Source organism: Streptomyces acidiscabies (assembly GCF_020010905.1).
Classification (GTDB): domain Bacteria; phylum Actinomycetota; class Actinomycetes; order Streptomycetales; family Streptomycetaceae; genus Streptomyces; species Streptomyces acidiscabies.
This window is the reverse complement of record NZ_JAGJBY010000002.1, coordinates 2982677-3006354: the sequence shown is the minus strand read 5'-3', so window position 1 is coordinate 3006354 and position 23678 is coordinate 2982677. Positions and strand designations below refer to the sequence as shown.

1 protein-coding gene is annotated in these 23678 nt (G+C 72.2%); it reads right to left on the bottom strand.

The genetic code is table 11. From position 1 onward, the window contains the following. Nucleotides 1–4: 4 nt before the first annotated feature. Complete coding sequence (locus J8M50_RS39800; protein WP_010357633.1) at nucleotides 5–23560, bottom strand: non-ribosomal peptide synthetase; 23556 nt, start codon at nucleotides 23558–23560, stop codon at nucleotides 5–7. Nucleotides 23561–23678: the final 118 nt, after the last annotated feature.

Here is a 23678-nt window from a genome sequence, read left to right as displayed (position 1 = left end):
GGCGTCAGATCTCCTCTGTATCGGTTGAGTTGGTGAGTTCGGCGATGCGTGCGGCGAGCACGGGGCCGAGTTGGGCGAGTGCGCCCGGCCGGGTCATGCGGTCGTGGCGTGCGGTGATGTCGTACGAGGTGATCGGGCCGTCCACGTACGGCCGCCACACGTCGGCGCCCGGCGAGTCCTGCTCACGGTCGATCGTGGAGTTGAACAGGAGCATCTCGCCCTGGAACACGGCCGGTTCGAAGGTGAGGGCCAGGCTCGCGTTGTTGATCATCACGGCGACGACGGCTTCGAGGTGGCGGCGCTCCAGGCCGGCGAGCGCGCTGCCGCGCTGCCTGAGGACGGCCATCACCTCGTCGTACGTCAGCTCCCCGGCCGGGAGTTCGTCGGGGTCGCAGTCCAACATGCCGACCAGGACGTCCCGTTCGGCCGGGACCGGCGCCTCGTCGAAGGTCAGGTCGACGACCGGGTACGCGTCGAGGATCGCGAGCAACGCCGTGCGCCGACCCAGGCGTTGGAGTTCCGTGGCGACCGCGTGCGCGATGAGTCCGCCGGCCGACCAGCCGAGGAGGAGGTACGGGCCCTCCGGCTGGATCTTGCGGATCTGCTCCACGTAGTCGGCGGCCATCTCCTCGTAGCTGCCCGGCCTCGGCTCGTCCCGGGCGAGGCTGCGCGCCTGGATGGCGTACACGGGGTGCTCGGGGTCGACGTGGCTGAGCAGTCCGCTGTAGCACCAGCTCACGCCGCCGCCGGGGTGAACGCAGAACAGCGGCGTGCCGGTGCCGGTGGGCCTGAGCGGCAGGACGACGTCCAGCGAGCCGTCCGCGTCCTGGAGCGCCAGCCTGCCGGAGAGTTCGGCGACGGTCGGGGCCTGGAACAGGGTCCGCATGCCGATCTCGACGCCCAGGGTGTCCCTGACCCTCGCGACCAGGCGGGCCGCGAGCAGCGAGTGGCCGCCGAGGTCGAAGAAGCTGTCCTCGATGCCGATCCGCTCGACACCGAGCGCTTCCGCGAAGAGGTCGCACAGGACCTGTTCCTGCGGGGTGCGGGGGCCTCGGTGGGGGGTGGTGGCTGGGGTGTGGTCCGGGGTGGGGAGGGCGGCGTGGTCGAGCTTGCCGTTGGGGGTGAGGGGGAGGGTGGGGAGGGGGATGTAGGCCGAGGGGATGAGGTACGGGGGGAGGTGGCGGCGGAGGTGGGGGGTGAGGGTGGTAGGGCTCAGGGGGGCATCACGCGCGGCATCCGCCTCAGGGGCTAGTGGTACTACCCCACCCCCCGTACCGTCCTCAGCCGCCGACGGAGCGTCGTACACCCCGTCCCTCTCAGGTACTACGTACGCCACCAGCCGCTTGTCCCCCTCCCGGTCCTCCCGCACGACGACCGCCGCCTGGGCCACCCCGGGGCAGGCCGCGAGGGCGGCCTCGACCTCGCCGGGCTCCACGCGGAAGCCTCGTACCTTGACCTGATCGTCGGCGCGTCCGGCGAACTCCAGCTCGCCGCCGCGCGTCCACCGGGCGAGGTCGCCGGTGCGGTACATGCGGGTGCCGGGCAGGCCGTACGGATCGGGGAGGAAGCGTTCGGCGGTGCGGGCGGGCTGGCCGAGGTAGCCCCGGGCTACCCCCGTACCGGAGAGGTACAGGTCGCCGACGACGCCGGGGGGCGTCGGGCGCAGGCGGCCGTCGAGGACGTACGTCCGCATCCCGGCCAGGGGACGGCCGAGCGGGACCGGGCGGGCCTGGTCGGGTTCCGTGTCCATGACGTGGTGGGCGGCGAAGGTGGTCGTCTCGGTGGGGCCGTACCCGTCGACGACCCGCAGGCCGGGGCAGGCGGCCATGACCCGGGCGACCGCGGCGGCGGACACGACGTCACCGCCGGTCCACACCTCCCGCACGCCGGCCAGCGCCCCCGGCTCCTCCTCGGCGAGCAGCCGGAACAGCCCGGCGGTGAGCCACAGCCCGGTCACCCGGCCAACGCCGATGGCCCGCGCCAACTCCCGGACGTCCAACCGGCCTTGGGGAGCGACGACGACCGTGCCGCCGTTGAGCAGCGGCACCCACAGTTCGTACGTCGAGGCGTCGAACGCGACCGGCGCGTGCAACAGCACCCTCCGGTGCGCGCCCCCGGCGAAGCAGGGCGCCTGCGCGAGCCCGGCGACGTCGCCGTGCGTGACGACAACTCCCTTGGGCCGTCCGGTCGATCCGGACGTGTACATCACGTACGCCGCCTGATCCGCCCGGCACGTCATCTCCGGTGCCTCGGTGCGCGTCTCGGCCTGGATCAGCGCGGTGAGGACGTCCTCCGTGAGGACGAGTGCCGCGCCGGTCTCCCGGACGACGAGGTCGACGCGCGCGGGTGGGAAGCCGGGGTCCAACGGCACATACGTACCGCCCGACTTGAGGATTCCGAGGAGCGCGACGACGAGTTCGGCCGACCGTTCCATGAGGACGGCGACGGCCGTCTCGGGGCCGACTCCCTGCCCGGCGAGGGCGTGCGCGAGCCGGTTGGCCCGCTCGTCGACCTGCCGGTACGACCAGGTCGTGCCGTCCTGCTCTACGGCGACGGCGTCGGGGGTGGCCCGCACCTGCTCGGCGAACAGGTCGGTGAGGGGGTGAACCGGGGCGAGTTCGGCGCCGGTGGCGACGGCGAGGAGGTGCCGGCGTTCCTCGTCGTCCAGAACATCGACCTGACTGAGCGTCATCTCGGTGTGCTGGGCGGCGATTTCGAGGAACCGCACCCACCTGCTGACGAGTGCGCCGACCGTCTCGGGGTCGAACAGGTCGGTCGCGTACTCGACCGCGCCGACCAGCCCGTCCGGCCGCCCGTCCTCGGTGTACCGCTCGGCGAGGCTGAACGTGAGGTCACAGCGGGCGGTCCCGGTCGGGACGGACTCGTGGCCGAGGGTGAGTCCGGGGAGCGTGAACTCGCCCGTGGGGGCGTTCTGGAGGGCCAACATCACCTGGAACAAGGGGTGGTGGGCGAGGGAGCGGGCCGGGTTGACGACCTCCACGAGGTGCTCGAACGGCACGTCCTGGTGGGCGTAGGCGGACAGGGCGGTCTCCCGGACCCGGCCGAGGAGTTCGGCGAATGTCGGGTCGCCGGACGTGTCGGTGCGCAGGACAAGGGTGTTGACGAAGAACCCGACCAGGTCGTCGAGGGCCTCGTCGGTGCGCCCGGCGACGGGGCTGCCGACCGGCACGTCCTCGCCGGCGCCGAGCCGGGTGAGGAGTGCGGCGAGACCGGCTTGCAGCACCATGAACATGCTGGCGCCGTGGTGGGCGCACAACTCGCGGAGCTTGCCGTGGAGTTCGGCATCCATGTGCAGCGCGAGCTGGGCGCCACGCTGGGACGCGGTGGCGGGGCGGGGACGGTCGGTGGGCAGCGGGGTCTGATCCGGGATGCCCGCCAATGCCCGCTTCCAGTAGGCGAGTTGTCCGGCGAGGCGGCTGTCCGTGTCGTCGGCGTCGCCGAGCAGGTCCTGTTGCCAGAGCGTGTAGTCGGCGTACTGGACAGGGAGTTCGGCCCAATCCGGCGCCTCGCCCCGGCAGCGAGCGGCGTACGCGCTCGCCAGGTCGCGGGAGAGCGGGCCCATGGACCAGCCGTCGCCCGCGATGTGGTGGACGACGACCAACAGGACGTGCGTCTCGGCGCCGAGCCTGAACAGGTGGGCGCGCAGGGGCAGTTCGTCGGCGAGGTCGAAGCCGTGCGCGGCGGCCTCGGCGAGGAGTCCTGGGAGCTGCTCCTCGTCGGCGTCGAGGACGGGCAGCGCGGGGCGGGCGTCGGCCAGGACGCGCTGGTGAGGCACGCCGCCGACGTCCGGGAAGACGGTCCGCAGGCTTTCGTGACGGTCCGTCACATCATGCAGTGCCGACTCCAGGGCCTCGCGGTCGAGACGGCCGGTGAGGCGCAGGGCGAGCGGCATGTTGTAGGTGGCGCTCGGGCCCTCCATGCGGTGCAGGAACCACAGGCGGCGCTGGGCGAACGACAGCGGTACCTGTTCGGGCCGTTCGGCCTTGACCAGCGCGGGCCTTGCGGTGCCGGCCTGGTCGAGGCGGGCGGCGAGGGCAGCCGGGGTGGGCGCCTCGAACAGGGCCCGGACGTCGAGTTCGACGCCGAGGGTGGCGCGGACCCGGGAGGCGAGGCGGGTCGCGAGGAGTGAATGGCCGCCGAGGTCGAAGAAGTTGTCGTCGACGCCGACGCGTCCGGTGTTCAGGATCTCGCCGAACAGGTCGGCCAGCAGCTCCTCTTGGGGTGTGCGGGGGGCGCGTCCTGTGGTCGTGCGGTCCGCCTCGGGGGCGGGCAGGGCGGCGCGGTCGAGCTTTCCGCTGGCTGTGCGGGGGAGGTCGTCGAGGATGACGAAGACCGATGGGACGAGGTGCTCGGGGAGCCGATCGCGGGCGTGGGTGCGGAGGGTGGCGGGGAGGTTGCCGGTGGCGCGGGGGGTGTTGGTGAGGGGGGTGCTCTTGTTGGCTGCGGGGCGGTACGGGGTGGGGCGGCCGTGGGAGATGGAGTGGCCGTGGGGAGTGGTGTGGCCGTAGGCGGCGGGGTGGCTCTCGGCGACGAAGCTGACGTCGAGGAGGTCGGGGCCGTCCGGGGACCAGGTGACGTGGGTGGGGCGACCGCAGGTGTACCAGTCCTCGGGGTCCGGAACGCCTTGCGGGTCGTGGCCGGTCTCGGTGGCGAGGCGGGTGTTGGGGACACCCGTGATCCGCAGGGCGGGGGTCGCGGCGGCTGCCGCGAGGGCCTGGTCCAGGGTGAACACGTCCTGACCCCAGGCGAGTTGAGTGAGGGACTGTGCTGTGGTCCCGGTCGCCCTGCGGAGGGTGACGTCGTAGCGGTGGCGAGTGAGTTCGTTGTGGTGGCGGCCCCGGCGGATCTCGATGGAGACGTCCAGGTTCTGGCCCAGCATGGTGAACCAGTCGGGGTCGACGAGGAGTTCCTCCTCGCGCCGTACCGCTTGGTCGATCGCGTCCGGGTCCATGCCGTGGACGGCGGCAAGGAACGGGCGCAACAGCCGCAGGTTGCGGACGTCGCCGAGGAACAGGGCGCCTCCGGGTGCAAGGAGACCCGTCAACTTGCCCACGACGTCCCGGAGATACTCGCCGCTCGGGAAGTACTGGATCACCGAGTTGATGACGATCGTGTCGAACTCACCCTCGGGCAGGCCGGTCACGTCGTGCGCGGGCTGGGTGCGCAGGACCACCCTGCCGGTCAACTCCGGCCGCTGTTCGACGTGTTCGCTGAGGACGCCGATCGCGGTCGCCGAGAAGTCGGTCGCCCAGTACGTCTCGCAGTCGGGCGCGAGTTTCGCCAGCAGCAGGCCGGTTCCGGCGCCGACCTCCAGGATGCGGCGGGGCTTGAGCGCTCGGATGCGGTCGACGGTGGCGTCCCGCCACTCGCGCATCTCCGCCTCCGGGATGGGGCGGCCGTCGTAACTGCTGTTCCAGCCGGTGAAGTTCTCGCCGAACGCGGTCTGCGCTGCGGTCACGGGGAGGGCGTCGTAGGTCTCCCGCCAGGTCTCCACGATGTCCAGTTCGTGGTCACGACGTGCGGTGGCCGGGACGACGTAGGCGATCAGGCGATCGTCCCGTACCGTCACGATGCTGTGCGCCACGGCCGGGTGGTCGGTCAACTGGGCTTCCACCTCGGCAGGTTCGATACGGAAGCCGCGCACCTTGACCTGGTCGTCGGCGCGTCCGGCGAACTCCAGCTCGCCGTCACGGGTCCAGCGGACGAGGTCGCCGGTGCGGTACATGCGGGTGCCGGGAGGACCGTAGGGGTCGGCGACGAACCGATCCGCCGTCAGGGCGGGCCTGTTGAGGTAGCCGCGCGCCAACCCGGCGCCGGATACGTAGAGTTCGCCCGGCACTCCGGGCGGGACCGGCTGGAGGCCGGCGTCGAGGACGTATACGCGGGCGCCGGTGATCGGGCGTCCGATGGGCGGGAGTTGGCCGGTCGGGGTGAGCGGGTCGCTCATCGTGGCGCAGACCGTCGTCTCGGTCGGGCCGTACGCGTTGATCATCCGACGGCCGGGTGCCCAGCGCTGGACAAGTTCCGGCGAGCACGCCTCACCCGCCACGACCAGCGTCGTGGCCGTCAACTCCCCTTCCAGCGCCACCAGTACGGACGGCGGCACCGTCACATGCGTCACGTCGAGTTCGGTGAGCGCCGGGAGCGGGTTGCCGGGTGGCGGCAGGACGAGGGTCGCGCCGGTCAGCAGGGCCGTGTACAGCTCGGACACGGACGCGTCGAAGCTGGGCGAGGCGAACTGGAGGACCCGGCTGTCCGCGTCGATGGCGAACCGCTCGACCTGGCCCGCGACCAGGTGGGCGAGCCCGGAGTGGCTGACGACGACGCCCTTGGGGCGGCCGGTCGAGCCCGAGGTGTAGATGACGTACGCCGGGTGCTGCGGGAGGGCGTGGATCGGGGGTGTCGTGTCGGGGTAATCGGTTGCTGCAACAGTTTCCGGGGAGTCGACGACGACCGCCGGTCGCGCGTCGTCCAGCATGAACGCGATCCGGGACTCCGGGTACGCCGGGTCGACGGGCAGGTAGGCCGCGCCCGCCTTCAGGACACCGAGGATGCCGACGACGAGTTCGACGGACCGGGGCAGTTTCAGCGCCACCAAGTCCTCGGGGCCGACGCCCTGTTGGATCAGGTGGTGCGCGAACCGGTTGGCGCGGGCGTCGAGTTCGGCGTAGGACAGCTCCCGCTCCCCCGCGACCAGCGCGACGGCGTCGGGCGTCGTCCGTACCTGGCGGGCGAAGGAGGTCGGGAGGGGCTCGGCGGGGATGCCGCTGTCGGCGGCGGGCTCCAGCAGGCGGCGGCGTTCGTCGGCGGTGAGGATGTCGGCGCGACCGATGGGCCGGGTGGGTTCTTCAACTCCCGCTCGCAGCAAGCGGGTCCAGCGGTCGACGAGGCCGGTGACCGTGTCGGGGTCGTAGAGGTCGGTGGCGTACTCGACGGCTCCGGAGATGCCGCCCTCGGGGCGCTCGTAGAGGTTGAAGCCGAGGTCGAACTTGGCGGTGCCGGTCGGCACGGTCAGCGGGGTGACGCGCAGGCCGGGCAGGTCGAAGGTGCCCATCGGGGCGTTCTGGAGGGCGAACATCACCTGGAACAGCGGGTGATGGGAGAGGGAACGGACCGGGTTGAGTTCCTCGACGAGGTTCTCGAACGGCAGGTCCTGGTGGGCGTACGCCGACAGGGACGTCTCCCGGACCCGCCGGACCAGCTCCTCGAAGGAGGGGTCGCCGGATGTATCGGTGCGCAGGACAAGGGTGTTGACGAAGAACCCCACCAGATCGTCCAGCGCCTGGTCCGTACGGCCCGCCACCGGGCTCCCGACCGCGATGTCCGTGCCCGCTCCCAGCCGCGTGAACAGCGCTGCCAGACCTGCTTGGAGCACCATGAACAGGCTCGCGCCCTGCCGCCCGGCGAGGTCGCGCAGGCCCTGGTGGAGTTCCGGGTCGAGGTCGACGAGGAGGTGGGCGCCGTCATATCCGGCGACCGCCGGGCGCGGTCGGTCAGCGGGGAGGCGGAGTTGGTCGGGGAGGTCGGCCAACTGGTGTTTCCAGTAGCCGAGTTGTCCGCCGAAGGTGCTCGCGGGGTCGGACTCATCACCGAGGAGGGCGCGTTGCCACAGGGTGTAGTCGGCGTACTGCGCGGGCAGGGGCTGCCAGTCCGGTTTGCGGCCGGCGCGGCGGGCGGCGTACGCCTCGGCGAGGTCGTGGGAGAGGGGGCCGGTGGACCAGCCGTCGCCGGCGATGTGGTGCATGACGAGGAGCAGGACGTGTTCCTCGCCGGTGAGCGCGAACAGCTCGGCCTTCAGGGGGAGTTCAGCGGTCAGGTCGAAGGTGGAGCGGGCCGCGCTGGAGAGGAGTTCCGGCAGGCGGGCTTCGTCGGTGTGGGTGACCCTGAGGCGGGGGTGGACGGCGTCCAGGACGTGTTGGGTCGGGGTGCCGTCCGGGCCTTCGGGGAACACCGTGCGGAGGGTCTCGTGGCGGTCCGCGACATCGGCGAGGGCCGCTTCGAGGGCGCGTTCGTCGAGCTGTCCGGTGAGGCGCAGGGCGAGGGGGATGTTGTAGGTGGCCTCGCTGCCCTCCATCTGGTGCAGGAACCACAGGCGGCGCTGGGCGAACGACAACGGCAGGACGTCCGGGCGGACTTGGCTCGTCAGGACGGGCCGGGCCTGTCCTGCGGAGTCCAGTGCGGCGGCGAGTCCGGCGACGGTAGGCGTCTCGAACAGGGTGCGCAGCGGGAGTTCCACGCCGAGGGTGGCGCGGACCCGGGAGGCGAGGCGGGTGGCGAGCAGGGAGTGGCCGCCGAGGTCGAAGAAGCCGTCGTCCGCGCCTACTTGAGCGACGCCGAGCACTTCGGCGAAGAGTCCGGCGAGCAACTGCTCGCGGGGTGTGCGGGCTTCGCGACCGGTTGAGGTGAACTCCGGGGTGGGCAGGGCGACTCGGTCCAGCTTGCCGTTCGGCGTCAGCGGCAGCGCGTCCAGCACGACGAACGCGCTGGGCACCATGTGGTCCGGCAGCCGCTCCTTCAGGTGCGCCCGCAGCGCGGCGGGGGCGGGCTCGGCGCCCGGCACGGGGACGACGTAACCGACGAGCCGCTCCCGCCGTACCGCCACGACCGTGTGCGCGACCTCGGGGTGCTCGGCCAACTGGGCCTCGATCTCCGCCGGTTCGATACGGAAGCCGCGCACCTTGACCTGGTCGTCGGCGCGTCCGGCGAACTCCAGCTCGCCGTCACGCGTCCAGCGGACGAGGTCGCCGGTGCGGTACATGCGGGCACCGGGAGGACCGTAGGGGTCGGCGACGAACCGATCCGCCGTCAGGGCGGGCCGGTTGAGGTAGCCACGCGCCAACCCGGCGCCCGCGACATAGAGTTCACCGGCGACTCCGGGCGCCACAGGTTGGAGGCCGGCGTCGAGGACGTACACGCGGGCGCCGGTGATCGGGCCGCCGATGGGCGGGAGTTGACCCGTCGGGGTGAGCGGGGTGCTCGCCGTGGCGCAGACCGTCGTCTCGGTCGGGCCGTACGCGTTGATCATCCGACGGCCGGGTGCCCAGCGCTGGACGAGTTCCGGCGAGCACGCCTCCCCCGCGACCACGAGTGTCGTAGCAGTCAACTCTCCTTCCAGCGCCACCAGTACGGACGGCGGAACCGTCACATGCGTCACGTCGAGGTCCGTCAGCGCGGGCAAGGGGGCGTCGGTGGGGGCGAGGACCAGGGCGGCGCCCGTGAGGAGTGCGGCGCACAGGTCCCAGAAGGAGGCGTCGAATCCGGTGGAGGTGAACTGGAGGACGCGGCTGTCGTCGTCGAGGGCGAGGCGTTCGACCTGGGTGGCGACGAGGCTCGGGATGCCGGCGTGGGTGACGACGACGCCCTTGGGGCGGCCGGTCGAGCCCGAGGTGTAGATGACGTACGCCGGATGCTGGGGCAGGCTGCGGACCTGCGGTGTCGTGTCGGGGTAATCGGTTGCTGCAACGGTCTCCGGGGCCTCGACGACGCGCACGGGCCGCGCGTCGTCCAGCATGTGCGCGATCCGCGCCTCCGGGTACTCCGGGTCGACGGGGACGTAGGCCGCGCCCGCCTTCAGGACGCCGAGGATGGCGACGATCAGCTCGACGGACCGGGGCAGCTTCAGCGCCACCAAGTCCTCGGGGCCGACGCCCTGTTGGATCAGTTGGTGCGCGAACCGGTTGGCGCGGGCGTCGAGTTCGGCGTACGTGACCGTTGTTTCGCCACTGACGACCGCGGGGGCGTCGGGGCGGCGGCTCACCTGTCGCCGGAACAGGTCCGGGAGGACGGCTTCCGGTACCTCGCGGGTGGTGTTGCGGTCGTGCAGGAGGGTGAGGCGTTCCCGCGCGTCGAGGACGTCGAGCGTGCCGATGCGGCGGCCGGGGCCGGTGGCGGCAGCGGTCAACAGCCGTCGCCAGCGGTCGAAGAGGGTGCGTACGGAGTCCTCGTCGAAGAGGTCGGCGCTGTACTCCAGGACCGCTTCGAGGCCGTCGGGGGTGCCGTCGGGGCGGCGGTGTTCGGTGACGGCGATCGCGAGGTCGAGGCGGGCGGTGCCGTTGCCGACGGGGACCGGGGCGGTGTGCAGACCGGGGAGGGCGAAGTCGCCCTCGGGGGTGTTCTGGAGAGCCAACAGGACCTGGAACAAGGGGTGGTGGGCGAGGGAGCGAACCGGGTTGAGGGTCTCCACCAGGTGCTCGAACGGCACGTCCTGGTGGTCGTAGGCCGACAGCGCGCTCTCCCGGACGCGGCCGAGGAGGTCGGTGAAGGTGGGGTCGCCGGACGTGTCGGTGCGCAGGACAAGGGTGTTGACGAAGAAGCCCACCAGGTCGTCCAGCGCCTGGTCCGTACGGCCCGCCACCGGGCTCCCGACCGCGATGTCCGTGCCCGCGCCGAGCCGCGTGAACAGAGCAGCGAGACCGGCCTGGAGCACCATGAACAGGCTCGCGCCGTTGCGGCGGGCCAACTCGTGGAGCGCGCCGTGGAGTTCGGCGTCCACGGTCGCCGCGAGGAGGCCGCCTCGGTGGGTGGTGCCCGCCGGGCGGGGGCGGTCGGTGGGGAGGTGGAGCTGTTCGGGGAGGCTCGCCAGCGCCTCGCGCCAGTAGGCGGTCTGTCCGGCGAAGGCGCTCGTGGCGTCGGACTCCTCGCCGAGGAGGTCGCGTTGCCAGAGGGTGTAGTCGGCGTACTGGACGTGGAGTTGGGCCCAGTCCGGCGCCTCGCCCCGGCTGCGGGCCGCGTACGCCGTCGCCAGGTCTCGCGACAGCGGCCGGAGCGACCAGCCGTCGCCCGCGATGTGGTGCAGGAGGAGGAGCAGGACGTGTTCCTCTGGCGCGAGGGTGAACAGCTTGGCGCGCAGGGGGATTTCGGTGGCCAGGTCGAATCCGTGGCTCGCGGCGCGGGCCAGTGCCTCGGGGAGGCCGGCCTCGTCGGTGTCGATGACGGTCAGGGCGGGGTGGGCGTCCGTCAGGATGTGCTGGTGGGGGACGCCGTCCACGTCCGGGAAGACCGTCCGCAGGCTTTCATGACGATCCGTCACATCGCCGAGGGCGAGGCGGAGTGCCTCGCGGTCGAGGGGGCCGGTCAGGCGCAGGGCGAGCGGCATGGCATAGGTGGCGCTCGGGCCCTCCATGCGGTGCAGGAACCACAGGCGGCGCTGGGCGAACGACAACGGCAGGACGCCGGGGCGGAGTTGGCGGGTGAGCGCGGGGCGCGCCGTGTCCGCGTCGCCGAGGCGGGCAGCGAGGGCGGCCGGGGTGGGGGCCTCGAAGAGGGCACGGAGTTCGGGTTCGACGCCGAGGGTCGCGCGGATGCGGGAGATCAGGCGGGTGGCGAGCAGGGAGTGGCCGCCGAGCGCGAAGAAGTCGTCGTCCGGGCCGACTTGGGCGACGCCGAGCACCTCGCTGAAGAGGTCGCACAGCAGCTGTTCGCGTGCGCTGCGCGGGGCTCGGCCCGTCGTCTCGGGGGCAGGTGCGGGCAGGGCGGCGCGGTCGAGCTTGCCGTTGGGGGTCAACGGCAGGGCGTCCCGGGCGAGTACGGCCGAGGGGACCATGAAGTCCGGGAGCCTGTCGCGGAGATGAGCGAGGAGGGGGGCCGCGGGTACGTCCGCCGGGACGACGTAGGCCACGAGGCGGTCGTCGCGCACGAGCACCGCCGCCCGGGACACGCCGGGGTACGCGGTGAGCGCGGCCTCGACCTCGCCGGGTTCGATGCGGAAGCCCCGTACCTTGACCTGCTGGTCGGCGCGGCCCAGGAACTCCAGCTCGCCGTCGGTGCGACGGCGAGCGAGGTCGCCGGTGCGGTACATGCGAGCGCCGGGCGGGCCGTAGGGGTCGGCGACGAAGCGATCCGCCGTCAGGGCCGGGCGGTTGAGGTAGCCACGTGCCAGGCAGGTGCCGGACAGGTACAGCTCACCGGGGACGCCGGGCGGGACCGGGCGCAGGGCCGGGTCCAGGACGTGGGCGCGGACCTGGTCGATCGGGCGGCCGATGGGCACGGGGTGCGTGTCGTGTCCGGCGGGCAGTGCGTAAGCGGTTACTACGTGCGTTTCCGCCGGGCCGTAGTGGTTGTGGAGCCGCCGGTCCCGGAAGGCGTGCAGCCCGCCGACCCGCATGGCCTCGCCGGCCTGCACGATCAGCCGCAGGTCCGGGAGGTCCCTGCCCTGCTCCTCGGCGGCCTGCGCGACCGCCTCCAGCATCAGGGTCGGGGCGTACAGCTCCTCGACCCGGTGCCGCTCCAGCCAGCCCACGAACCGTTCGGCGCTGCGCCGTTCGTCGTCCGTGGGCACGACCAGCGTCTTGCCGTACAGCAGCGCGGACAGGGTCTCCTGGACGGCGACGTCGAAGCCTGCGGCGGTGAACTGCGCGACGCGCGTGCCGGATTGGCCGCCGAGGGTGGTGTGGTGCCAGTGCAGGAGGTTCGCGAGCGCCTCGGCGGGCATGACGATCGCCTTGGGGCGTCCGGTCGAGCCAGACGTGTAGATCACGTACGCCGGGTGCTGCGCCGCATACGACACCTCGGGGGCGGTGTCAGGGTGGCCGGGGCCGGGGTCGACGGTGGCCGGGTCGTCGAGGACGAGGGCCGGGCGGGCGTCGGCGAGCATGAACTCGCGGCGGGCAGCGGGGTATTCGGGGGCTACGGGGAGGTAGGCGGCGCCCGTCTTCAGTACGGCGAGGGTCGCGACGACCGCTTCGACGCCTCGCGGCAGGGAGATCGCGACGATGTCCTCAGGGCCGATCCCGCGTGAAGTCAGGGAGTGGGCGAGGCGGTTGGCGCGGGCTTCGAGGTCGGCGTAGGTGAGAGTGCTGTCCTCGAAGACGACGGCGGGGGCGTCGGGGAGTTCGGCGGCCCGGCGGGTGAAGAGGGCGGGCAGGGGGATGAACTCGCTTTGCCCCAGGGCGAGTTCCGGTACGGGCGTGCGTTCGTCGTCGAGCAGGACATCGAACCGGCTGAGGCTCGACTCCGGTTCGGCGACAGCCGTTTGCAGTACCCGGACCCAGCGCGCGAGGAGCCGTTCCACGGTGTCCGTGTCGAACAGGTCGGCGGCGAACTCCACGTATCCATGGACGCCCGCGCCGTCCCGCTCCAGCAGGTGGAACGACAGGTCGAACATGGCCGTGGGCGCGTGCACCGGCACGATCTCGGCCTGGACGCCGGGGAGTTCGAAGGTCCCGCCGGGTACGTTCTGGAGCGCCAGCAGCACCTGGAACAGGGGCTGCCGGGCCAGCGAGCGCGTCGGGTTGAGGGCCTCGACCAGGTGCTCGAACGGCAGCTCCTGGTGGTCGTAGGCGGCGAGGGCCGACTCCCGTACGCGGCCCAGGAGTTGGGTGAACGTCGGGTCGCCGGACGTGTCGGTGCGCAGGACCAGGGTGTTCACAAAGAAGCCCACGAGGTCGTCGAGCGCCTGGTCGGTGCGGCCCGCGATGAGGCTGCCCACGGGGATGTCGTCGCCTGCGCCGAGCTTGTTCAGCAGCGCGGCAAGACCGGCCTGGAGCACCATGAAGAGGCTCGCGCCCTGACGGCGGCCGAGGTCGAGGAGCCCGACGTGCAGGTCGGCGTCCAACTCGACGCGGATCTGGCCCCCTTGGAAGGTGGGCGCGGCCGGTCGGGGCCGGTCGGTGGGGAGCTGGATCTGGTCGGGGAGCTCGGCGAGGGCGCCCGTCCAGTAGGCGGCCTGGCGCGCGAAGAGGCTCTCCGAGTCCCGCGCGTCACCGAGGAGTTGCTCCTGCCAGAGCGTGTAGTCGCCGTACTGCACGGGGAGTTCGGCCCAGTCGGGGGCCTGGCCCGCGCAACGTGCCGTGTACGCCGCCGCGAGATCGCGGTTGATCGGGCCGAGGGACCAGCCGTCGCCCGCGATGTGGTGGACGGTGACGAGGAGGACGTGGACGTCGGGCCCGTCGGTGAACAGGTCGGCGCGCAGGGGCGGTTGGGTCGCCAGGTCGAAGGGGCGGGCCAGGGAGGCGGCGAGGTTCACGCCTTCGGTGACCGGGAGGTGGGGGCGGTGTTCGGGCAGGACGTGCTGGTACGGAACGCCGTCCACGTCCGGGAAGACGGTGCGCAGGCTCTCGTGACGGTCCGTCAGGTCTGCGAGAGCCGTTTCGAGGGCGGTGCGGTCGAGGGGTCCGGTCAGGCGCCAGGCCAGCGGGATGTGGTACGCCGCGCTGCCGCCGTCCAGCCGGTGCAGGAACCAGAGCCGGCGCTGGGCCGACGACAGGGGCAGGCGTTCGGGCCGGGCGGCCGGGACGAGCGCCGGGCGGGCCTCGCCCGCCGTACCGAGGCTCGCGGCGACCCCGGCGACGGACGGGGACTCGAAGAGCGCCCGCAGTTCAAGTTCCACGCCGAGCGCGGCGCGGACCCGGGCGACGAGTCGGGTGGCCAGCAGCGAGTGGCCGCCGAGGTCGAAGAAGTCGTCGTCCGGGCCGACTTGGGCGACGCCGAGCACCTCCGCGAACAGGTCGCACAGGATCTGTTCACGCGGGGTGCGCGGCGCGCGGCCCGACTCCGTCGGCGTGAGGTCGGGCGCGGGCAGGGCGGCGCGGTCCAGCTTGCCGTTCACGGTCAGCGGCAGGGCATCCAGGGCGACGAACGCGGCCGGGACCATGTGCTCGGGGAGGCGTCCGCGCAGGTGGGCGCGGAGGTCGTCCGGTGCCGTGCCCCCCACCATGTACGCGACGAGCCGTGTGTCGTCGGCGCGGTCCTGCCGGGCGAGTACGGCGACCTGCGCGACCTCGGGGTGCGCGGCGAGGGCCGCCTCGATCTCACCCAACTCGATCCGGAATCCCCGGACTTTGACCTGGTCGTCCGCGCGCCCGGCGTACTCCAGCACCCCGTCCGTCCGCCGCCGGACCAGGTCACCGGTGCGGTACATCCGCGTGCCGGACCCGCCGAACGGGTCGGCGACGAAACGTTCCGCGCTCAGCCCCGGCCGGTTCAGATACCCCCGGGCGAGCCCGGCACCGGCGACGTACAACTCCCCCACCACGCCGGGCGGGACGAGCTTCAGATGCCGGTCCAGGACGTAAGTCCGCAGGTCCGGGATCGCGGTACCGATGACGCTGGACGACTGCGCAAGAGAGGCGGCGTTGAGGGCCTCGTACGTGACGTGCACGGTCGTCTCGGTGATGCCGTACATGTTGACCAGGGCAGGAGCATTGTCCGCGTGGTGGGCGTACCAGTCCGCCAGGCAGGCGGGCTCCAGGGCCTCCCCGCCGAAGATCACATATCGCAGGGAGAGGCCGGAGGCGTCGGAAGGGAGCTGGTAGAAGGCCGACGGGGTCTGGTTGAGGACCGTCACGCCTTCCTCGGCCAGCAGCGCCGCGAACGCCTCGGGGTTGCGGGACACGTGGTAGTCCACGACCACCAACCGGCCGCCGTACAGCAGTGCGCCCCACAACTCCCAGACGGAGAAGTCGAACGCGTACGAATGGAACAGCGTCCACACGTCATCCGGACCGAACCCGAACCACTGGTCCGTGGCGCGGAACAACCGCACCACGTTGGCGTGCGGGATCAGCACGCCCTTGGGGCGGCCGGTCGAGCCGGAGGTGTAGATGACGTACGCCGGGTGGTCCGGCAAGATCCGTACGCCGGGGTCGGTGTCGGGATAGCCCTCCCTCACCATGCCCAAGTCGTCCAGAACCAGCGCCGGTTGGGCGTCCTCGACCATGAACTCCCGCCGTGCGGCGGGGTAGTCGGGGTCCAGCGGCACATACGCGGCGCCGGACTTGAGGACGCCGAGGACGGCTACGACGAGGTCGGTGGAGCGGGGCAGGGCGAGGGCGACGAAGTCCTCCGCCCCGACGCCCCGTTCGAGGAGCCAGTGGGCCAAACGGTTGGCGCGGGCGTTGAGTTCGCCGTACGTCAGTCGGTCCGCGCCCGCGACGACGGCCACCGCGTCGGCGTGCTCCCGCGCCTGTGCCTCGAAGACGGACACGATGTCGCCGCCCGGTGCCGGGACCGGAGCGGGCAGGAGTGCAGCGCGTTCCGTGGCCAACAGGACGTCGATCTCGCTCAGCCGGACCCGGGCGTCGGTGACGCCGGCCCGAAGGACCCGGATCCAGCGGTCCACCATGCCCTGGACGGTTTCGGTGTCGTAGAGGTCGCCCGCGAACTCCACGAAGCCGTCGATGCCTTCGGGTTCTCCGTCGTCCGTGTGGCGTTCGGACATGGAGAAGATGAGATCCAACTTGGAGGTGGTGGTGGTGAGTTGGACGGTACTGGTGGTGAGTCCCGGCGGGGCGAAGTCGGCCCGGGGCGCGTTCTGGAGGACCAGCATCACCTGGAACAGCGGGTGGTGGGAGAGGGAGCGGGCCGGGTTGAGGGCCTCGACGAGGTACTCGAACGGCAGGTCCTGGTGGGCGTAGGCGGCGAGGGAGACGTCGCGGACGCGGGCGAGGAGGTCGGCGAAGGTGGGGTCGCCCGAGGTGTCGCCGCGCAGGACGAGGGTGTTGACGAAGTAGCCGATCAGGTCGTCGAGCGCCTGGTCGGTGCGGCCGGCGATGAGGGTGCCGACGGGGAGGTCCTCGCCCGCGCCGAGCTTGTCGAGGAGCCCGGCGAGTCCGGCGTGCAGGACCATGAAGAGGCTGGTGCCGTGCGTGCGGGCCAACTCGCGCAGCTCGTGGTGGAGTTCGGCGTCGAGTCGGACCCGGACGAACCCGCCCTGGTGGGAGGCGACGGCCGGGCGGGGCCGGTCGGTGGGGAGCTGGATCTGTTCGGGGAGCCCGGCGAGGGTCTGCGTCCAGTAGGCGGCCTGGCGAGCGAAGAGGCTATCCGAGTCCCTTGCGTCGCCGAGGAGTTGGTGCTGCCAGAGCGTGTAGTCGGCGTACTGGACGGGGAGTTGGGCCCACACCGGTTCCTCGCCCCGGCAGCGGGCCGCGTACGCGTCGGCGAGGTTCTGGGCGAGCGGGCCGAGGGACCAGCCGTCGCCCGCGATGTGATGGATCACCAGCAGCAGGACGTGTTCACCCTCGGCGACCTCGAACAGCTGGACGTACAGGGGGAGTTCGACGGCCAGGTCGAAGGGGTACCGAAGCGCCTCGGCGAGGACGGTGTCCAGCGTGTCCTCGGTGAGGTTCCCGCTCCGCAGCGGGAGGCGCGCCTCGTCCGGGTCCAGGATCCGCTGGTACGGGACGCCGTCGAGCTGCGGGTAGACGGTCCGCAAGCTCTCGTGGCGCACCACGACGTCGGCGAGTGCGGCCTCCAACGCCGCCCGGTTCAGGGGGCCTTGGAGCCTCCAGGCCAGCGGGATGTTGTAGTTGGCGCTCTCGCCCTCCAACTGGTGCAGGAACCACAGGCGTCGCTGGGCGAACGACAGCGAGATCAGTTCCGGGCGGGACGGCGAGGCGTCGAGGGCGAGGCGGGCCTGTCCGGCGGCGGCGAGGCTAGCGGCGAGCCCTGCGGGGGTCGCGGCCTCGAACAGGGCGCGCAGTTCGAGTTCCACGCCGAGGGTGACGCGGACCCGGGCGACGAGGCGGGTCGCGAGGAGTGAATGGCCGCCCAGATCGAAGAAGTTGTCGTCCACGCCGGCCTCGGGGACGCCGAGGATCTCCGCGAACAGCTCGCACAGGATCTGCTCCTGCGGGGTGCGCGGCGCCCGCCCGGAGCCGACGGCCCCGACCTGCGGCTCGGGCAGCGCGCGCCGGTCCAGCTTGCCGTTGGCGGTCAGCGGCAGGGCGTCCAGCGCGACGAACGCGCTCGGCACCATGTACTCGGGCAGCCGCTCCCGCAGGTGCTGTCGCAGCGTCGCCGAGTGCGCGACCTCGCCGGGCGCGGGGACGACGTACGCGACGAGCCGCGTGTCGTCGGCGCGGTCCTGCCGGGCGAGTACGGTGACCTGCGCGACCTCGGGGTGCGCGGCGAGGGCCGCCTCGATCTCGCCCAACTCGATCCGGAATCCCCGGACTTTGACCTGGTCGTCGGCGCGTCCGAAGAACTCCAGGGTGCCGCGCGCGTTCCAGCGCACGACGTCCCCGGATCGGTACATCCGGGTCCCCGGCAAGCCGTACGGGTCGGCGACGAAACGCTCCGCCGACAGCCCCGGCCGCCGCAGGTAGCCACGCGCGAGCCCGGCCCCGGCGACGTACAACTCCCCTGCCACGCCCGGCGGTACGGGGTTCAGACGCTCGTCCAGGACATAGACGCGCAGGTCGGGAATGGCCGTGCCGATGACGCTGGACGACTGCCCGACGGACGCGGCGTCGAGGGCCTCGTACGTGACGTGGACGGTCGTCTCGGTGATGCCGTACATGTTGACGAGCACCGGCGCGTCGTCCGCGTGGTGGGCGTACCAGTCCGTCAGGCGGGCGGGCTCCAGGGCCTCGCCGCCGAAGATCACGTACCGGAGCGAGAGGCCGGAGGCGTCGGAAGGGAGCTGGTAGAAGGCCGACGGGGTCTGGTTGAGGACCGTCACGCCTTCCTCGGCCAGCAGCGCCGCGAACGCCTCGGGGTTGCGGGACACGTGGTAGTCCACGACCACCAACCGGCCGCCGTACAGGAGCGGTCCCCACAACTCCCAGACGGAGAAGTCGAAGGCATACGAGTGGAACAGCGTCCACACATCGTCCGGACCGAACCCGAACCAGTGATCCGTGGCACGGAACAACCGCACCGCGTTGCCGTGCGGAACGATCACGCCCTTGGGACGGCCGGTCGAGCCGGACGTGTAGATCACGTACGCCGGATGGTCCGGCGAGATCTCTACGCCGGGATCGGTGTCGGGGTAGCCCTCCCCCACCACACCCAAATCGTCCAGCACCAGGACCGGTTGAGCGTCCTCGACCATGAACTCTCGCCGCTGGGCCGGGTATTCGGGGTCCACGGGAAGATATGCGGCACCGGCCTTCAGGACGCCGACGATCGCGACGACGAGGTCCGCCGAGCGGGGCAGGGCGATGGCGACGAAGTCCTCGGGGCCGACGCCCCGTTCGAGGAGCCAGTGGGCCAAACGGTTGGCGCGGGCGTTGAGTTCGCCGTACGTCAGTCGGTCCGTGCCCGCGACGACGGCCACCGCGTCGGCGTGCTCCCGTGCCTGTGCCTCGAAGACGGACACGATGTCGCCGGCCGGGGTCACGTCACGGGCCACCGGTACGGGGAGCAGCGCGGCGCGTTCCGGGGCCGACAGGACGTCGACCTCGCTCAGGCGGACTCCGGCGTCGGCGGCGACCGTGCGCAGGACCCGTGCCCAGCGCTCGGTGATGCTGCGGACGGTGTCGGGGTCGAAGAGGTCGGTGCTGTACTCGACGGTTCCGGTGAGGGGGCCGTCGGGGTGTTCGGTGAGGTTGAAGGTGAGGTCGCACTTCGCGGTGCGGGTGGGGACCAGGTCGGCGGTGGCGTGCAGGCCGGGGAGGTCGAACGCGCCGAGGGGGGCGTTCTGGAGGGCCAGCATGGTCTGGAAGAGGGGGTGGTGGGCGAGGGTGCGGGTGGGGTTGAGCTCCTCGACGAGGTGCTCGAAGGGAAGGTCCTGGTGGGCGTAGGCGGCCAGCGCCGACTTCCGTACGCGGCCCAGGAGTTCGGCGAAGGTGGGGTCGCCGGTCAGGTCGGTGCGCAGGACGAGGGTGTTGACGAAGAAGCCGATCATGTCGTCGGCTGCCTCGTCGGTGCGGCCTGCGACGGGGGTGCCGATGGGGATGTCGTGTCCGGCGCCGAGCTTGGCGAGGAGGGTGGCCAGGGATGCCTGGAGGACCATGAAGAGGGTCGTTCCGTGGCGGCGGGCCAACTCGCGGAGTTCGTCGTGCAGTTCGGGGGCGATGGTCAGCGGGAGCTGTTCGCCCCGGTACGTCGTGGCGGCGGGGCGGGGGCGGTCGAAGGGGAGTTGGAGCTGTTCGGGGATTCCGGCCAGTTGGCCGGTCCAGTAGGCGAGTTGGTGCGCGGAGAGGCTGTCCGGGTCGGTCGCCTCGCCCAGCAGCTCGCGCTGCCAGAGGGTGTAGTCGGCGTACTGGACCGGGAGTTCGGCCCAGTCGGGGGCCCGGCCTTCGCGGCGGGCGGCGTAGGCGCGGGTGACGTCCTGGGCGAGGGCGCCGACGGACCAGCCGTCGCCGACGATGTGGTGCAGGACCAGGAGGAGGGTGTGGTCGGCGGCCGTCGTCTCGAACAGCTCGGCTCGGAACGGGAGTTCGGTGGCGAGGTCGAAGGTGCGGCAGGCGGACGCGAGCATGCGGGCCGGCAGGTCGGCCGCGTCGACGGTCGACTCCGTCAGCCGGATCTCGGGGTTGTCGAGGACCCGTTGGCAGGGGACGCCGCGTTCGTCGGGGAAGACGGTCCGCAGGCTTTCGTGCCGGGTGACGACGTCAACCAGGGCCTGCGTCAAAGCCGTTCGGTCGAGGTCGCCGGTCAGGGTGAGGGCGAGGGGGATGTGGTAGGTCGAGCCGGTGCCCTCCATCCGCTGGAGGAACCAGAGGCGGCGCTGGGCGGAGGAGAGGGGGACCGCGTCGGGGCGCTCGTACGGGGTGAGGGCGGGGCGGGTGCGGTGCTCGCCGGAGTCGACCGCGCGGGCGAGGCCGGCCGGGGTGGGGGCGTCGAAGAGGTCGGCTAGCCGCAGGTCGACGTCGAAGGCGGAGCGGATGCGGGCCAGCAGGCGCATCGCGAGGAGGGAGTGGCCGCCGAGGGTGAAGAAGTCGTCGTCCGGGGCGACTTGGGGGATGCCGAGGACGTCGGCGACCAGCGTGCACAGGAGTTCTTCGCGGGCTGTGCGCGGGGTGCGGCCGGTCGAGGTGGGCGTCGTGTCGGGGGCGGGCAGGGCGGCGCGGTCGAGTTTGCCGCTCGCGGTCAGCGGAAGGGCGGCCAGGGCGACGATCGCGGCCGGGACCATGTGGTCGGGGAGGCAGGCGCGCAGGTGGTCGCAGAGGGCCTGCGGGTCGGCGGTGGCGCCGGGCACGGGGACGACGTACGCGACGAGCTTGTCGTCGCGGGTGACGACCGTGGCCTCCGCGACGTCCTGACGGTCCGTCAACCTGGCTTCGATCTCGCCGGGTTCGATGCGGAAGCCGCGGATCTTCAGCTGGGCGTCGGTGCGGCCGAGGTAGGTGAGGGTGCCGTCCGGGGAGCGGCGTACGAGGTCGCCCGTGCGGTACATGCGAGTGCCGGGGGCGCCGAAGGGGTCGGCCACGAAGTGGGCTGCCGTTGTTGCCGGTTGGTCGAGGTAGCCGCGCGCGAGGGCTTCGCCGGAGAGGTACAGCTCGCCGGGGAGGCCGTCGGGGAGGGGGTGGAGGGCGGCGTCCAGGACATGGGCGCGCAGGCCGGGGAGGGGGAGGCCGAGGGTGGGGCGGGGGGCCTCGATCGGAGTGGTGAGGGCGTCGACCGTGCACTCGGTGGGGCCGTAGAAGTTGAGGCAGCGGACGCCGTCCGCGTTCCTCAACTCGTCCCACAGGCCCGGCGGGAGGGCCTCGCCGCCCGCGATGACGAGGGACGGGCGGTGGTGGGCCGGGTCGAGGAGGCCGTGGTCGAGGAGGGCGCGCAGGTAGGTGGGGGTGGCGTTGACCAGGTCGAGGCGGTGGGTGCGCAGATGGGTGACGAAGGCGGTGGGGTCGGCCCAGGTGGCGCGGTCCAGGATGTGCAGGGTGTGGCCGGCGAAGAGGCAGCCGAGCTGGTCCCAGGAGGCGTCGAAGGTCACCGAGGTGGTGAGGGGGACGCGGAGGGGGGCACCCTTAGAGATCTCGGGGTACAGGGTGGCGCGTTGGTGGTGGATCAGGTTCGACAGGGCGCCGTAGGTGGCGAGTACGCCCTTGGGGCGGCCGGTGGAGCCCGAGGTGTGGATGACGTACGCGGGGTGGAGGGGGTCGATCGTGTGGCGGAGAGCTGTTGGTGACAGATCGTCAAGTGCCGTGTCCAGTAAGACAGTCGGCGTTCCGGCGGGCAGGCGGTCGCGGGTCGCCGCGTCGGTGAGGACCGTCACGGGGCGCGTGTCGTCGAGAAGTTCGGCGAGGCGGGCCGTGGGGTGGTCGGGGTCCAGGGGGACGTACCCCGCGCCGGTCTTGAGGCTCGCGAGGATCGCGGCGACCAGGTCCGCCGAGCGGGGCAGGGCCAGGGCGACGAGGCGTTCGGGGGCGGCGCCGTGGGTGAGGAGGAGGCGGGCGATGCGGTTGGCGCGGGCGTCCAACTCGGCGTAGGTGAGGGTGGTTCCGGGGGCTACGACGGCTACGGCGTCCGGGGTGCGGGCGGCTTGGCGTTCGAAGAGGGCGGCCAGGTCGGGGGTTCGCGGAGCCGGAGCTTTCGGAGAAGGCGCGCTTCCCTTCAAGCTCGTCCTCAAGCTCTTCCTCAAGAACGGCACCCGCCCGAGGAGTTGCCCCCCGTCCGTCTCCGCCAGGCCCCCCAACAGCCCCGCCAACGCCCCCGCCTGGGCGGCGTGTTCCGTCTCCTCCCACCTGCCCGCGCCGGTCTGCAACGAGACCTGCGGTCCCCGCCCGTCCTGCCGGTCCACCGCCCACACCGCGAGGTCCGTCGCCCCGCCCTCGGAGAGGTCGCGGACGGTCGCCGGGTGCCCGGCAAAGTCCAACACCCGGGAGAAGGGGCGGTAGTTGACCACCACCGGCCACGCCGAGCCCGGCGCTCCGGTCAGGCTGAGGTCGCGGTGGACGTCCTCGCCCCGGTAGCGCTGGTGCCGCAGCGCCGACCACACCTCACGGTCCACGTCGTCGAGGAGTGCCTGCCAGGTCATGCCGGGGTGGACCGCGAGGCGCAGGGGGACGACGTTGGAGACGAGGCCCGGGAAGGCGGCGAGGACACGGTTCGAACGGGACCGGCCGGTGACGGGGAGGCCGATCAGGAGGTCACGGGCGCCGGTGAGGCGGTGCACCTGGAGGGCCGTGGCCGCGATCAGCGTGCGGGAGGCGCGGGCACCGGTACGTTGTGCAACCGCTTGCAGCGGGTTTCCGTCCAGGGGGAGCGGGACGACGCGGGGGCGGACCGTGGGGTCGGTCGTCGGGCTGCCGAGGTGCGCCGGGTCGGGGAGGCCGGCGAGGTGGTCGGCCCAGTGCGCGCGGTCCGCTGTGAAGCGGGCGGAGGCGCGGTACTCGGCGTCCGCGTCGACGGCCTCGCGCAGGGTCGGGAACGGCGCCGGGTCGACCGTATCGCCGCAGGCCAGGGCCGTGTAGACGGTGGCTGCGCGCTCGGCCATGAGGACGAGGCCGACGCCGTCGGTGACCAGGTGGTGGTAGGCGTGGTACCAGAGCCAGTGGTCGTCGGCGAGGCGGATCAGGGCGTGCGAGTGGAGGGGGTCGCGGGCCGGGTCGAGGGGGCGCAGCCGGTCCGCGTGCATCCACCTCACAGCGTCCTCAAGGGAGTTGAGGTCGAGACGGGCAAGGTCAGGGTCCTGGGTCTGCCGGAGGGTCTGGCGGGGCCCTTCGGGACCGTCGCCGAACACGGCGCGCAGGCCGTCGTACTCGGCCACGGCCTGCCGCAGCGCCGTCGCGAACAGGTCCGGGTCGACGGGGCCGTCGATCTCCAGGTATTCGCCGATGCGGTACACCGGGAGTACGCCGGGCGTGCGCTGTTCGGCGAGCCAGATCTCGCGCTGGGCCGCGGTCGCGGGAAGAGCGGCGCCGTCGCGGGCAGACATGGGAGTACCTCCGGGGTGGTGCGGGAGAAAGGGGGACTGGGCGGGGAGATCAGAGAGGGCTACGCGGGGAGAAACGTGGGTGAAACCGGTTGCTCCGGTTTACTGCCGGAGCCTGGGA

What these genes read in the sequence shown, in the direction of transcription:
- J8M50_RS39800 (WP_010357633.1), bottom strand. Translation starts at nt 23,560, where the DNA reads ATGTCTGCCCGCGACGGCGCCGCTCTTCCCGCGACCGCGGCCCAGCGC.